At 72.3% G+C, this 12,436-nt stretch carries 15 protein-coding genes; 4 read left to right on the plus strand and 11 right to left on the minus strand.

The window, feature by feature from the left end; genetic code table 11:
* A partial coding sequence (gene lnt, locus CCN51_RS36750; protein ID WP_245881746.1) for an apolipoprotein N-acyltransferase occupies positions 1-1,533 on the plus strand: 1,533 nt, incomplete at its 5' end.
* Here the strand turns inward: lnt and CCN51_RS36755 are convergent.
* From CCN51_RS36755 to CCN51_RS36765, 3 genes are all read right to left on the minus strand, one after another.
* Entirely contained in the window at positions 1,493-2,410 is a 918-nt protein-coding gene (locus CCN51_RS36755) for a Gfo/Idh/MocA family protein (protein WP_014181338.1), read from the minus strand. The genes lnt and CCN51_RS36755 overlap by 41 nt on opposite strands.
* A gap of 193 nt (positions 2,411-2,603) precedes the next feature.
* Positions 2,604-3,119, minus strand: coding sequence for a hypothetical protein (locus CCN51_RS36760; RefSeq protein ID WP_014181337.1), 516 nt, complete (start codon positions 3,117-3,119; stop codon positions 2,604-2,606).
* A 76-nt stretch (positions 3,120-3,195) separates the two neighbouring features.
* On the minus strand, positions 3,196-4,194 hold the full coding sequence (locus CCN51_RS36765; protein ID WP_014181336.1) for a helix-turn-helix transcriptional regulator: 999 nt from the start codon (positions 4,192-4,194) through the stop codon (positions 3,196-3,198).
* Positions 4,195-4,309: 115 nt separating this feature from the next.
* Here CCN51_RS36765 and CCN51_RS36770 point away from each other — a divergent pair, with 115 nt between their 5' ends.
* On the plus strand, positions 4,310-4,717 hold the full coding sequence (locus tag CCN51_RS36770; RefSeq protein ID WP_014181335.1) for a DUF3224 domain-containing protein: 408 nt from the start codon (positions 4,310-4,312) through the stop codon (positions 4,715-4,717).
* Positions 4,718-4,740: 23 nt separating this feature from the next.
* On the opposite strand, the gene ung is transcribed toward CCN51_RS36770, so the two are convergent.
* The 6 genes from ung to CCN51_RS36800 all read right to left on the minus strand — a co-directional run bounded on the left by ung (position 4,741) and on the right by CCN51_RS36800 (position 9,512).
* Positions 4,741-5,421 carry a uracil-DNA glycosylase gene (ung, locus tag CCN51_RS36775; RefSeq protein ID WP_043492379.1) on the minus strand — a complete coding sequence of 227 codons (681 nt, stop codon included), beginning with the start codon at positions 5,419-5,421 and terminating at the stop codon, positions 4,741-4,743.
* 76 nt (positions 5,422-5,497) lie between these two features.
* Positions 5,498-6,463, minus strand: coding sequence for an aldo/keto reductase (locus CCN51_RS36780; RefSeq protein WP_014181333.1), 966 nt, complete (start codon positions 6,461-6,463; stop codon positions 5,498-5,500).
* Between the two features lie 136 nt (positions 6,464-6,599).
* Positions 6,600-7,361 (minus strand): SDR family oxidoreductase, encoded by a 762-nt coding sequence (locus CCN51_RS36785; RefSeq protein WP_014181332.1) that lies wholly within the window; start codon positions 7,359-7,361, stop codon positions 6,600-6,602.
* A 17-nt stretch (positions 7,362-7,378) separates the two neighbouring features.
* Positions 7,379-8,140, minus strand: coding sequence for a 3-oxoacyl-ACP reductase FabG (fabG, locus tag CCN51_RS36790; protein WP_014181331.1), 762 nt, complete (start codon positions 8,138-8,140; stop codon positions 7,379-7,381).
* A gap of 146 nt (positions 8,141-8,286) precedes the next feature.
* The gene (locus tag CCN51_RS36795; RefSeq protein ID WP_014181330.1) at positions 8,287-8,682 is read right to left on the minus strand and encodes a DUF3037 domain-containing protein; all 396 of its coding nucleotides are present in this window, start codon (positions 8,680-8,682) and stop codon (positions 8,287-8,289) included.
* The gene (locus CCN51_RS36800) at positions 8,679-9,512 is read right to left on the minus strand and encodes a HipA family kinase (protein ID WP_014181329.1); all 834 of its coding nucleotides are present in this window, start codon (positions 9,510-9,512) and stop codon (positions 8,679-8,681) included. Before CCN51_RS36800 ends, CCN51_RS36795 begins: the two co-directional genes overlap by 4 nt.
* A gap of 128 nt (positions 9,513-9,640) precedes the next feature.
* Between CCN51_RS36800 and CCN51_RS36805 the strand changes: the two genes are divergently transcribed.
* Positions 9,641-10,105 (plus strand): Rieske (2Fe-2S) protein, encoded by a 465-nt coding sequence (locus tag CCN51_RS36805; RefSeq protein WP_014181328.1) that lies wholly within the window; start codon positions 9,641-9,643, stop codon positions 10,103-10,105.
* An 11-nt stretch (positions 10,106-10,116) separates the two neighbouring features.
* Here CCN51_RS36805 and CCN51_RS36810 read toward each other — a convergent pair whose 3' ends face one another.
* Entirely contained in the window at positions 10,117-10,764 is a 648-nt protein-coding gene (locus CCN51_RS36810) for an isochorismatase family protein (protein WP_014181327.1), read from the minus strand.
* A gap of 120 nt (positions 10,765-10,884) precedes the next feature.
* On the opposite strand from CCN51_RS36810, the gene CCN51_RS36815 reads away from it, so the two are divergent.
* Positions 10,885-11,346: a pyridoxamine 5'-phosphate oxidase family protein gene (locus tag CCN51_RS36815; protein ID WP_014181326.1), complete on the plus strand. Its 462-nt coding sequence runs from the start codon at positions 10,885-10,887 to the stop codon at positions 11,344-11,346.
* Between the two features lie 28 nt (positions 11,347-11,374).
* Here CCN51_RS36815 and CCN51_RS36820 read toward each other — a convergent pair whose 3' ends face one another.
* Positions 11,375-12,283: a LysR family transcriptional regulator gene (locus tag CCN51_RS36820; protein WP_014181325.1), complete on the minus strand. Its 909-nt coding sequence runs from the start codon at positions 12,281-12,283 to the stop codon at positions 11,375-11,377.
* Between the last annotated feature and the right edge of the window lie 153 nt (positions 12,284-12,436).

Here is a 12,436-nt window from a genome sequence, read left to right on the forward strand (position 1 = left end):
GGCCGGTGGGCGGCCCGGTGGCGGGGCGGGCTCGCCTCCCCGTGGACCCGCGGCGTCGCGGCGGCCCTGGCCGGGGCGCTGCCCGCGCTGACGTTTCCCGAACCGTCGCTGTGGTGGCTGGCGTACGTGGCGCTGGTGCCGTGGATCCTGCTGGCCCGCTCGGCCCCCACCGGCCGGCGGGCGGCCCTGGACGGCTGGCTGGGCGGGGCGGGGTTTCTGCTGGCGGTGCACCACTGGCTGATGCCGAGCCTGCATGTGTTCATCGTGGTGCTCGCGGCACTGCTCGGGCTGTTGTGGCTGCCCTGGGGGTGGCTGGTGCGCAGGCTGCTGCACGGCCGGCCGGGCCCGGGGCGGGCGGCGGCCGCCCTGGTGCTGCTGCCCTCCGCGTGGCTGATGGCCGAGCTCGTACGGTCCTGGCAGTACCTGGGCGGGCCGTGGGGGCTGCTGGGGGCGAGCCAGTGGGAGGTGGAGCCCGCGCTGCGGGTGGCGTCGGTGGGCGGGGTGTGGCTGGTCAGCTTTCTGATCGTGCTGGTGAATGTCGCGCTGGCGCTGCTGGCCGCGGTGGCCGGGACGCGCCGGGTGGCGCTGGCCGGGGTCATGGCGTGTGCCGCGGCGGTCGCCGGGGTGTGGAGCTGGGCGCCGGTGCCCAGGCCGGCGGGCACTGCGCGGATCGCGGTGGTGCAGCCGGGCGTGATCAATGTCCCCGGACCGCGCTTCGACCGCGGCGAGCAGCTGACCCGGCAGCTGACCGGCCGCCATCTCGACCTGGTCGTCTGGGGCGAGAGCAGCGTCGGCCAGGACCTGGCCGCGCGGCCGGACCTGGGCCGGCGGCTGGCCGCGCTGTCCCGGCGGGTCGGCGCGGATCTGCTGGTCAACGTGGACGCGCGGCGCAGCGACCGGCCGGGCATCTACAAGAGCTCGGTGCTGATAGGTCCCCACGGCCCCACCGGTGAGCGGTACGACAAGATGCGGCTGGTGCCGTTCGGCGAGTACATCCCGTTCCGGTCGGTGCTGGGCTGGGCCACCTCGGTGGGCAAGGCGGCGCCCGAGGACCGCAGGCGCGGCACGGAACAGGTCGTGATGCACCTGCCGGACGGTCTGCGCATCGGGCCGCTGGTCTGCTTCGAGTCCGCGTTCCCCGATATGAGCCGCAATCTGGCGCGGGACGGGGCGCAGGTGCTGGTCGTACAGTCGGCGACCTCCACCTTCCAGCACAGCTGGGCGCCCGCCCAGCACGCCTCGCTGGCCGCGCTGCGCTCCGCGGAGACCTGGCGGCCGATGGTGCACTCGACCCTGTCCGGGGTGAGCGCGGTCTTCGGGCCGCGCGGCGAGCCGGTGGGCGGGCGGATGGGCACCAACACCAGTGCGGCCATGGTCTACGAGGTGCCGCTGGCCCGGGGCACCAGCCCGTATGTGCGGTCCGGACCGTGGACCGTGTACGGGTCGCTGGCCGCGCTCGGCGCCTACTGCGCGGTGGAGGGCGCGGGCGCGCTCAGGCGCCGGCGGGACTCTGGTTCTCCAGCGCGTCCTTGACGACCCGCTCGCACAGCTCGTGGGTGCGCAGCGCGTCCTCGGCCGTCAGCAGGGTGCCCGAGCGCACGGCGTCGAGGAAGGCCAGGGCGATCTGCTCGATACCGCGCTGCCGGGCGACCGACACCCAGTCGCCGCGGCGGCGCACACTCGGCTGGCCCTTGTGGTCGACGATCTCCGCGAGGTTGAGGACCTGCCGCTTGGTGTCGGCCCCGGAGACCTCCAGGATCTCCTCGGTGGAGCCGCTCATCCGGTTCATGGTGCCGAGCGCGGTGAACCCGTCGCCCGACAGCTGCAGGACGACATGGTGCATCAGCCCGCCGCGGATCCGGGCGCGTACGTCGATGTGGTCGACCGGACCGGGCACGAGAAAGCGCAGGGTGTCGACGACGTGGATGAAGTCGTCGAGGACGAGGGTGCGCGGATCCTCCGGGAGGCCGACGCGGTTCTTCTGCATCAGGATCAGATCGCGCGGGTGGTCCAGGCACTGTGCGTAGCCGGGGGCGTAGCGCCGGTTGAAGCCGACCATCAGGCTGACCCGGCGGCGCTCGGCGAGGCCGATCAGCCGCTCGCTGTCGGCCAGCTCGTAGGCGAGCGGCTTGTCGACATACGTCGGCACCCCGGCCTCCAGGAGCCGGGTGACGAGGGCGGCGTGCGCGGCCGTCGGGGCGTGGACGAAGGCGGCGTCGAGGCCCGCCGCGAGGAGTGCGTCCAGATCGGTGTGGCGGTGGGCCTCGGGGACACGGTAGGCGTCGCCGACCCGCTGGAGGGTGGCCGGGGTGCGGGTGAGCAGATGCGGTTCGAGTCCGGGCCGGGCCATGAGCACGGGCAGATATGCCTTCTGAGCGATGTCCCCGAGCCCGATACAGCCCACCCTCATGCCGTCTCCCTCGTTCGTTCCGCCCCGGCAGCATACGGGGGCCGGTCGGCGATGCCGACTTTCCCGAGAGCGGACCGCGGAACTCCGGTGCGCTGTAAAGGAGTTACAGATCTCGGACAACAACAGCAGGTCCGAGCAGACGACCCGGCTGTACGCGCTCGCCGTCTCCCTCCAGCGGTCCTGACCCCCGACCTCACCCCGGCGGGCCTCCCAGCGGCGGCCCGCCCCCTGCCGCGCCCAGCCGCAGCGCGAGCCGGCGGATCGCGGCGTGTACGCCGTCGCCGTACGGGCCGCGGGCCAGCCCCCGGGCGCTGGCCCGCGCCAGGGCGAGCTGGCCGCGGGCCGCCTCCCGTTGGCCGAGCTTCGCGTAGTCGGCCGCGAGGTTGAGGTGGAGGCTGGGGTAGAAGGCGCGCACCTTTGTGGCGGCGGGGCGGCCGTCCGCGCCGACGATCCGGTCGGCCGCGGCGAGCGCCAGCAGGTCCCACATCAGCTCGTCGGCCGGGTCGTCCTGGGTGTCGGCGATGTAGTGGGCGAGGGCGCAGCGGTGGAAGGGGTCGCCACCGGCCCCGCCGTCGTGGACTTCCCGCCACAGCTCGGCCAGGCGGTTGCGCGCCTCTTCCCGGTCGCCGCCGCGGTGCAGCATCACGGCCTGCCCGATCCTGGTCGGCACCGCGTCGCCCTCGGACGCCCTGCGCCGTGCTCCCGCCATCGAGGCCTCCCGTGTGCCGACACTCCTTCGAAACTAGCCGCAGCCAACGGCGATCCGGGGCAGCGCGCTCACGTACTCAGCCCGACGGGGCGTAGCGCTGGGCCAGTTCGGTGATGGTGCGCGCGACCGCCTCGCGCAGCTCGGGCGGGCCGAGTACGTCGGCCTCCGCGCCCAGCCACAGCACGTCGTGGGTGGCGACGGGCAGCGACTCCACGGGCAGCACCACCCGCACCCGGCCGTCCGCGTCGGGCGGGCCCGCGGCCGCGACGGCGGCCTCTCCGGCCGCGCCGAACTTCATCGGGAGAAGCCGCAGTCCGCGCGGGGTGAGCAGCAGTTCCGCCTCGCCCTGGAAGCGCATCTCCTCCAGCCGCCGGGACGACTCCGCCCAGTGGCCGGCCAGGTCGAATCCGGTGGGGCGCTCGAAGGTCTCCTCCAGGACCTCGGCGTTCAGAATCCGCGACACGCGGTAGGTGCGCACGTTCTCCGTGCCGCTCCCTGCACCTTCCGCGCTCTCCGCGCGCGCCACCAGGTACCAGATGCCGCCCTTGAGTACCAGGCCCAGCGGGTGGAGCTTGCGCCGCACCTCGCCGCGCCAGCGGCGGTAGTCCACGCGCAGCACCCGAGGCCGCCACACCGCCTCGGCGACCGCGCCGAGGTGGGGCACCTCCTCGGCGTCGCGGAACCAGCCGGGCGCGTCCAGGTGGAAGCGCTCCTGGATGCGCCGGGACCGCTCCCCCAGCTCCGCCGGGAGCGCGGCCCGCAGCTTGAGCTGGGCGGTGGCCAGATCGGCGCCCAGGCCCAGCTCGGTGGCCGGGCCCGGCATCCCGGCCAGGAAGAGGGAGTCGGCCTCGTCGCCGGTGAGCCCGGTCAGCCGGGTGCGGTAGCCGTCGAGCAGCCGGTAGCCGCCGACCGGGCCGCGGTCGGCGTAGATCGGGATGCCGGACGCGCCGAGCGCGTCGATGTCGCGGTAGACCGTGCGGACCGAGACCTCCAGCTCCGCGGCGAGCTCAGGCGCGGTCATCCGCCCCCGGTTCTGCAGCAGCAGGAGCAGGGAGAGGAGGCGGTCGGCGCGCATGGCTCCCATTGTGCCGCCGTACCTGACAAAAGATGTCAGGTACGGCGGGCAATGTACTCCTCGGCCCGCGGGGCACGGATCGCGCGGAGCCCCGGAACCATCGGAAGGACACCGCATGACCACGCACGCCACCGGCACGTTCGCCTTTGCCAACTGGGACGAGAGCACCGTCGGCGAGGCCGGTGACGGCCTGAAGCTGGCCCGCGCCACGGTCACCAACAGCTTCTCCGGGACCTTGGAGGCGGAGCGCACCACCTGCGAGTACGCGATCACCTACTTCACCGACAAGACGGGCGTCTGTGCCGGCTACGAGCTGGTGACCGGCACCCTCGGCGGGCGCACCGGCAGCTTCGTCTTCGTACAGCACGGCGCCTTCGGCGAGGACGGCAAGATCCACTGCTCGCTGGAGGTGGTGCCCGGCTCCGGCACCGGGGAGCTGGCGGGGCTCACCGGCAAGGGCGGCTTCGTGGCCATGACCGGCCAGTCCACCACCCCGTACAGCTTCGAGTACGACCTGGGCTGATGCCGGTCACCCCGTGAGGACGGTCACCCGGCCTGGGCGCCCAGGTTCGGGATCCGCCAGTCGACGGGCGCGTGCCCCTGGGCCTTGATCGCCTCGTCGATCTGGGTGAAGGGGCGGGAGCCGAAGAACTTCTTCGCCGACAGCGGCGAGGGGTGCGCGCCCTTGACCACCGCGTGCCGCTCCTCGTCGATCAGCGGCAGCTTCTTCTGCGCGTAGTTCCCCCACAGCACGAAGACGGCCGGGTCGGGGCGGGAGGCCACGGCGCGGATCACCGCGTCGGTGAACTTCTCCCACCCCTTGCCCTTGTGGGAGTTGGCCTCGCCGGCCCGGACCGTCAGCACCGCGTTGAGCAGCAGCACGCCCTGCCGGGCCCACGGCATCAGATAGCCGTTGTCCGGGATCGGGTGGCCGAGCTCCGCCTGCATCTCCTTGTAGATGTTCCGCAGCGACGGCGGGGTCTTGACGCCGGGGCGCACCGAGAAGCACAGCCCGTGCCCCTGGCCCTCGCCGTGATACGGGTCCTGCCCGAGGATCAACACCTTCACCTGGTCGTACGGGGTGGCCTCCAGAGCTGCGAAGACCTCCTCACGCGGCGGGTAGACGGGGCCCTTGGCCCGCTCCTCCTCGACGAACTCGGTGAGCTCCTTGAAGTAGGGCTTGTCCAGCTCCTCGCCGAGGACGCCGCGCCAGGACTCGGGCAGCATGTCGGTCACGTCAACAACCTCCGGTGTTCGTTCTCTTGACGTACCTCAGAACCTACCGGCGACCACCGACAACGGCTCAGGCGGCGTCCAGCTTCGCCCGCAGCTCGGGGGCGAGCTCCAGGTCGACGGCGCCCAGCGCCTCCTCCAACTGGGCCACGGAGCTCACCCCGAGCACCGGGATCACCGGCTTGTGCGCCCCCATGAGCCAGGCGAGCACCACCTGGTTCGGGGTCGCGCCGGTCTCCTTCGCCACCTCGCGCAGCGCGCTCAGCCGCCGCTCGGTGCCCGGGTGGCCGTACTGCTCCAGGATGCGCTTGTCGTCGCGGGTGTACGCGCCGTGGATCAGCGAACCGTACGCCAGCAGCGTCATGTCCTCCTGGGTGCCGATGTACTCGACGAGGTCGATGCCCGCGAAGCCCTGGGTGCCGAAGTCGGCGCCGGGCCGCGGCTGGAGGTAGGTGTAGCGCTGCTGGACGCAGCTGTAGCGGGCCAGACCGCGGTCGGCGGCGTACTGCCGGGCCGCCGCCACCGCCCAGGAGGCGTGGTTGCTGCAGCCCAGGACGGAGACGCTGCCCTGGGCGACGAGCTCGGCGAACGCGCCGACGGTCTCCTCCATCGGCACCGTGCGGTCCTCGATATGCGCGTAGTACAGATCGACGCGGTCGGTGCCCAGCCGCCGCAGGCTGCCCTCGATGCCGCCGCGCACGGTGTCGGCGGCCAGCCCCTGCCAGTTGGCGGGCCACTCGCCGCCCCGCGCGGGGTCGGGCCGGGCGCCGACCTTGGTGGCGACCACGGTGTTCTCCCGCCGGCCGCGGCTGCGCATCCAGCGGCCGAGCAGTTCCTCGCTCTCGTTCCCGGTGCCGCCCGGCGCCCAGATCGAGTAGTTGTTGGCGGTGTCGACGAAGGTCCCGCCCGCCTCGGTGAAGCGGTCGAGGACGGCGAAGGACGTCTCCTCGTCGACGGTGCTGCCGAACGGGAGAATGCCCAGGCACAGGGCGCTCACCTCGGGCCCGGTGCCGCCCGACAGGGTCAGATAGCGCATCGTACGTATCTCTCCTCATGCGGAAGTCCGCGAAAGTCCGCCCTCATGCGGAAGTCCGCGAAAGCCTCAGGTGCCGGACCCGGTCGGATCCGACACCTGAGACTGTGCTCCTTGGAGTGCGCGCCAACGCAAGCCCTCAGCCGACTCCGGCGTTGAGGAAGATGCCGCCGTCGACCACCAGCGTCTGCCCGGTCATCCAGGCCGCCTGGTCGGAGGTGAGGAACGCGGCCACGCCGCCGATGTCCTCGGGCACGCCCAGCCGCCCCAGCGGGTACGCCGCGGCGGCCTCCTCCTCGCGCCCCTCGTACAGCGCGGCGGCGAACTTGGTCTTCACCACGGCCGGGGCGATGGCGTTGACCCGCACCCCGGGCGCGAACTCATGGGCGAGCTGCGCGGTGAGGTTGATCATGGCGGCCTTGCTCACACCGTACGCCGCTATGAAGGGCGAGGTCGAAATGCCGGCGACCGAGGCCATGTTGACGATCGCCCCGCCGTTCTCCTTCTGCCACGCCTTCCAGACCCGCTGGGCGAGGCCGAGCGCCGAGACGACGTTGGTCTCGAAGACCTTGCGCAGCACGCCCAGGTCGAGGTCGGCGATCGGTCCGAAGACCGGGTTGGTGCCGGCGTTGTTGATGAGGAAGTCCAGCCGCCCGAACGCCTCCATCGCCCGCTCGACGGCGACGGCCTGATGCGCCTCGTCGTGGGCCTTGCCGGCCACGGCGATCACCCGGTCGGAGCCCAGCCGCTCGACGGCCTCCTTGAGTGCGTCCTCGTTGCGCCCGGTGATGCACACCCGGTCGCCGCGCGCCACCAGTGCCTCGGCTATGCCGTAGCCGATGCCGCGGCTCGCGCCCGTGATGAGCGCGGCGCGGCCGCTGTCCGAAGTTTCCGCGGTCATGTGGTCGGTGTCTCCCGTCAGTTGAGCGGGCCGCCGGCCACGTACAGGACCTGACCGGAGACGAATCCGGCCGCGTCACCGGTGAAGAAGGCGATGGCGTTGGCGATGTCGTCGGGCTTGCCGACCCGGCGCACCGGGATCTGGCTCGCGGCGGCCTCCTGGAACTCCTCGAACCCCATGTTGACGCGGGCGGCGGTCGCGGCGGTCATATCGGTGGCGATGAAACCGGGCGCCACGGCGTTGGCGGTGACGCCGAACTTGCCGAGCTCGATGGCCAGGGTCTTGGTGAAGCCCTGGAGGCCGGCCTTGGCGGCGGAGTAGTTGACCTGTCCGCGGTTGCCGAGGGCCGAGCTGCTGGAGAGGTTGACGATCCGGCCGTACTCCGCGTCCACCATGTACTTCTGGCAGGCGCGCGACATCAGGAACGCGCCCCGCAGATGGACGCCGATGACGGTGTCCCAGTCGGTGTCGCTCATCTTGAAGAGCAGGTTGTCGCGGAGCACACCCGCGTTGTTGACGAGGATCACCGGCGCGCCGAGCTCTTCGGCGACTCGCCCGACCGCGGTCTCCACCTGGGCCGCGTCGGATACGTCGCAGCCCACGGCGATGGCGGTGCCGCCCGCCTCGGTGATCTTCTTCACGGTGTCCGCGCAGGACGCCTCGTCGAGGTCGAGCACGGCGACGGCGCGCCCCTCCTGCGCCAGGCGCACGGCGGTGGCCGCGCCGATGCCGCGGGCGGCGCCCGTCACGATGGCGACGCGCTGCTCGGTGGTGGACATGCGGGTTCTCCTCGCCTCGGTGGGGGCTCACCGCCCGGACGACGAAGACGGTGAGCGACCGCTTAGTCGCTTCAGCGTACGAGACGCTAGAAGGCCCGCTACGCCATGTCAACGACCGGACCACCGCACGCCCATCACGCGCGTGCTCAGCGCACCAGCAGGTCCAGCAGGCGCTCCGTCTCCGCCTCCGCGTCACGGGTCAGACCGGTGTGCACCGGGCCCGGCTGGACGACCGTGGAGCGGGGGGCGACCAGCCAGCGGAAGCGGCGTCCCGGGTCGTCACCGGCGGCCTGTCCGGCCCGCTCCCCGCCACAGCACACGTTCTCCACGGCCGCGAGCGCCGCCCGTACGCCCGCCACATCCGCCTCGGGGTCCAGCGCGAGCAGCCGGGCCTCGTCCAGATGGGTGCGGGCCGCCACAAAGGACTGGGCCCGGCAATACACCACGACACCTGCGTTGATCTGCTCGCCGCGCTCGACCCTCGGTACCACGCGCAGCAGCGCGTACTCGAAGACCTCCCGGCCGCCCGTCCGCCCGCTCACTCCGACGCCTTTCCCTCGACCCAGATCCGCAGCCACTCCGGGGCCTGGGACGGCTTGTCCCCATTCGGCGGCCGCTGGTCGCCGAGGGTGATCCGGCCGCTGATCGTAGCGGCGCGCTCCAGCAGCAGTTCGACATAGCGGCGGCGCACCGCGTCCGGGCTGTCGAAGCCGGGCTCGTCGACCAGCCACTCGTCGGGGACGTCGGCCGCGACCTCGGTCAGCAGCTCCTCGGTGACCCGCGGCGCCAGGGCCTCGGCGGCCGCCGCGACGTCGGGGTCGAAGGGCGCCAGGGCGTGGTCGGAGGCGTCGTAGGGCTTGGCGGCCACCGCGTCGGCGCCGCGCCAGCTGTGGTGCCAGATCATCGTGGCGCCGTGGTCGATGAGCCACAGCCGGCCGTGCCAGACCAGCATGTTCGGGTTGCGCCAGGACCTGTCGACGTTGCCGATGAGCGCGTCGAACCACACCACGTGCCCGGCCTCGGCGGGGCCCACCCCGAAGGCCAGCGGGTCGAAGCCCAGCGAGCCGGGGAGGTAGTCCATGCCGAGGTTGAGCCCGCCGCTGGCCTTGAGCAGATCCTGGACCTCCTCGTCCGGCTCGGCCAGGCCGATCACCGGGTCGAGCTGGATCCGTACCAGGTCCGGGACGCGCAGCCCGAGGCGGCGGCCCAGCTGCCCGCAGATGACCTCGGCGACCAGGGTCTTGCGGCCCTGCCCGGCGCCGGTGAACTTCATGACGTAGGTGCCGAGGTCGTCGGCCTCGACGATGCCGGGCAGTGATCCGCCTTCTCTCAGCGGTGTGACATACCGGGTGGCGGTGACTTCAGGGAGCATTCGCCCAGCCTATTGAGCGGCGCAAACGCTTTGCGCGACGGCTGAACGTCCGGAGTGCCCCGCACGTATTGTCTTGCGGAAACGTACCCTCACCAGGCGGAAACGTACCCTCACCAGGAGGCACCACCATGGCGGAATCGGCGATCACCGGGCGACCCACCAGCACCCGCCGCGCCTTTATGACCGCGTGTGGAGCGGCCGGGCTCGCCGCCGCGCTCGCGGCGTGCGGCAGCGACGGCGACTCCGGCTCGGAAGCGTCGAAGAGCAGCGGAGCCGGCGACTCGGGCCAGACCGGCGGGGGCGGCGGGATGGAGCTGGCGAAGACCTCCGACATCCCCGAGGGCGGCGGGAAGGTCTTCAAGGACCACGAGGTCGTCGTGACCCAGCCCAAGGCGGGCGAGTTCAAGGCGTTCTCGTCGGTCTGCCCCCACATGGGAAAGCCGCTCGGGGATGTCTCCGACGGCACGATCAACTGTCCGTTCCACGGGAGCAAGTTCAACATCGCCGACGGCAGCGTGAAGCACGGTCCGGCGACCAAGCCGCTGACCTCCGCGGAGATCAAGGTGCAGGGCGACACCATCTCGATGGCCTGACGGCCGCGGCCTCATCGCGCCCGGGACCGGCGCCAGCAGGCGATGATCTCCTCGGCCGTGGTGACCGTGGCGACGAGGGCGAGGGTGTTGCGGATCACCGCCGGGGTGTAGTCGACGGGCACCCCGGCGATGGCGTCGGCGGGGATCACGGCCGTATAGCCGAGGTTGACCGCGTCGAAGACCGCGTTGGGTATCGCCACATTGGCCGACACGCCGGTGATGACGAGGGTGCGGCAGCCCAGATTGCGCAGCAGGGCGTCCACGTCCGTCCCGGCGATCGGCGACAGGCCGTGCAGCCGCCGCACGATCAGGTCCTCCGGCGCGACCGGGATGGGCTCGGCGATCCGTACCGCGTCGCTGCCGGTCAGCTGCCGCACCGGCAGCCGCTCGGCGGCCCGGAACAGCCGCGCGTTACGGTTCGCGCCACGCCCGTCGGCGCGCCGTTCCGCCACCGCGTGCAGCACCTGTACGGGCGTGTCGTGCGCCGCCGACACCAGGCGCGCCACCGTGTCGAGCGCGCCCGTCTCGCGGGCGGCGGCGGCCAGTTCGGGCAGGGCGCCGTGCGGGCCGACCACCCCGCGCTGGCACTCCACGGTAAGCAGCGCGCAGGTGGCGGGGGTCAGCAGCTCGGACAGGGTTTCGCGGGCGTACGAGGGCATGGTTGGCCTCCTGCGGGCGGCGGGCCGGTCCGGCCGCGCGAGGCTAGTCGCCATTGCTTATGGAAGGAAGAGGCCGCATCCTGTGCGGCACACACCAGTCAGCGGGAGGTGCCGGGACCGATGGCCGTGACCCAGCGGCGGGGCCGCCGCATCATGATGACCCAGCCGGAGTTGGACGCCTACCTCGCCGAACAGCGCACCTGCCGGGTGGCGACGGTCGGGGCGGACGGGCGGCCGCATATCAGCCCGCTGTGGTTCGGCTGGGACGGCAGTTCGCTGTGGCTGTACTCGCTGACCCGCAGCCGCCGCTGGGCGCAGCTGCTGCGGGACCCCCGGGTCGCCGTGGTGATCGACGACGGGCATGAGTACGGGGAGCTGCGCGGCGTCGAGCTGGCCGGCCGGGTGGCGATCGTCGGCGAGGCGCCGCGCACCGGCGAGCCGTGCCCGGAGCTCGACACGCCCGAGCGGCTGTTCGCGGCCAAGTACTTCGGGCTGTCCGCCATGCCGTACGACGGCCGCCATGCGTGGCTGCGCCTGACGCCCGACACGATCAATTCCTGGGACTTCCGCAAGCTCCCCTAGTCCGTCCCAACAGGCCCCTCAGCCCCGCTCAGCCGCCGAACCGCTCCCCCACTCCTCGCAGGACGTCGACCGCCGCCCGGATCGAGGGCCTGCGGTCGGCGTCCGCGCGCCAGATGGCGTAGACATGGCGCCGCATGGTGTGCTGGCGCACCGGCACCACCCGCACCCCCTCTGGCACCACGCCGCGGCCCAGTCGGGGCACCACGGCGACGCCGAGCCCGGCGGCGATCAGCGCGAGCTGGGTGTGGTGCTCCCGCGCGGTGTGGCAGATGCGCGGTTCGAGGCCCTTGCCGCGCAGGGTGATCATCAGCCAGTCGAAGCAGAACCCGCCCTGGGGCCAGGAGATCCACTCGTCGTCCGCGAACTCCTCCGGGTCCACCGCCTCCCGGTCGGCCAGGGGGTGGTCGGCGGGCATCGCCACATCCACCGGGTCGTCCAGCAGCGGGGCCTTGACCAGCCCGTCGGGCATCGGCAGCGGTTTGTTGTACCAGTCCAGGACGACCGCGAGATCGATGTCGCCGCGGACCACCGCGGGCACCGACTCATCGGGCTCCATCTCCTGCAGCCGGGCCCGCAGCTTGGGGTGGGCGATCCGCAGCCTGGACAGGACGTCGGGGAAGATGCCGCGGACGGCGGTGGGGAAGGCGCCCATCATCAGCTCCCCGACCGCCTGTCCGCGCTGCGCCTCGAGGTCGGCCTGGGCGAGCTCGACCTGGGAGAGGATGCGCGCCGCGTGGTCGGCGAGCAGCCGCCCGGCGTCGGTGAGCCGCACGCCGCGGCCGTTCTTGGCGAGCAGTTGCTGCCCGGTCTCGCGCTCCAGTTTGGCCAGCTGCTGGGAGACGGCCGAGGTCGTGACGTGCAGCCCTTCGGCGGCGCCGCTCACGGAGCCGTGGCGGGACACGGCGTACAGCGTGCGGAGGCGTTCCAGGTTCAACATGTAAGAGATGCTACGCGATATCTCGCACAAAATCTCACTTGCCCTAAGAGGTCGGCAGGCATCAAGGTGGCAGCATGACCACAGCGACCGCCTCGCCCACCGCCGCCGGCGGCAACACCACGGCCACCACCACCCCGGCCACCCCGGCCGTCC

The organism is Streptomyces milbemycinicus (genome assembly GCF_002154605.1).
Lineage (GTDB): Bacteria > Actinomycetota > Actinomycetes > Streptomycetales > Streptomycetaceae > Streptomyces > Streptomyces milbemycinicus.

Coding starts and splice junctions, on each gene's coding strand:
- CCN51_RS36815 (WP_014181326.1), top strand. CDS start 10,885: ATGGCCGTGACCCAGCGGCGGGGCCGCCGCATCATGATGACCCAGCCG.
- CCN51_RS36785 (WP_014181332.1), bottom strand. CDS start 7,361: ATGACCGCGGAAACTTCGGACAGCGGCCGCGCCGCGCTCATCACGGGC.
- CCN51_RS36765 (WP_014181336.1), bottom strand. CDS start 4,194: ATGCGCGCCGACCGCCTCCTCTCCCTGCTCCTGCTGCTGCAGAACCGG.
- ung (WP_043492379.1), bottom strand. CDS start 5,421: ATGCTGCCCGAGTCCTGGCGCGGCGTCCTCGGCGAGGAGCTGGACAAG.
- CCN51_RS36770 (WP_014181335.1), top strand. CDS start 4,310: ATGACCACGCACGCCACCGGCACGTTCGCCTTTGCCAACTGGGACGAG.
- CCN51_RS36760 (WP_014181337.1), bottom strand. CDS start 3,119: ATGGCGGGAGCACGGCGCAGGGCGTCCGAGGGCGACGCGGTGCCGACC.
- CCN51_RS36810 (WP_014181327.1), bottom strand. CDS start 10,764: ATGCCCTCGTACGCCCGCGAAACCCTGTCCGAGCTGCTGACCCCCGCC.
- CCN51_RS36800 (WP_014181329.1), bottom strand. CDS start 9,512: ATGCTCCCTGAAGTCACCGCCACCCGGTATGTCACACCGCTGAGAGAA.
- CCN51_RS36820 (WP_014181325.1), bottom strand. CDS start 12,283: ATGTTGAACCTGGAACGCCTCCGCACGCTGTACGCCGTGTCCCGCCAC.
- CCN51_RS36780 (WP_014181333.1), bottom strand. CDS start 6,463: ATGCGCTATCTGACCCTGTCGGGCGGCACCGGGCCCGAGGTGAGCGCC.
- CCN51_RS36755 (WP_014181338.1), bottom strand. CDS start 2,410: ATGAGGGTGGGCTGTATCGGGCTCGGGGACATCGCTCAGAAGGCATAT.
- CCN51_RS36805 (WP_014181328.1), top strand. CDS start 9,641: ATGGCGGAATCGGCGATCACCGGGCGACCCACCAGCACCCGCCGCGCC.
- fabG (WP_014181331.1), bottom strand. CDS start 8,140: ATGTCCACCACCGAGCAGCGCGTCGCCATCGTGACGGGCGCCGCCCGC.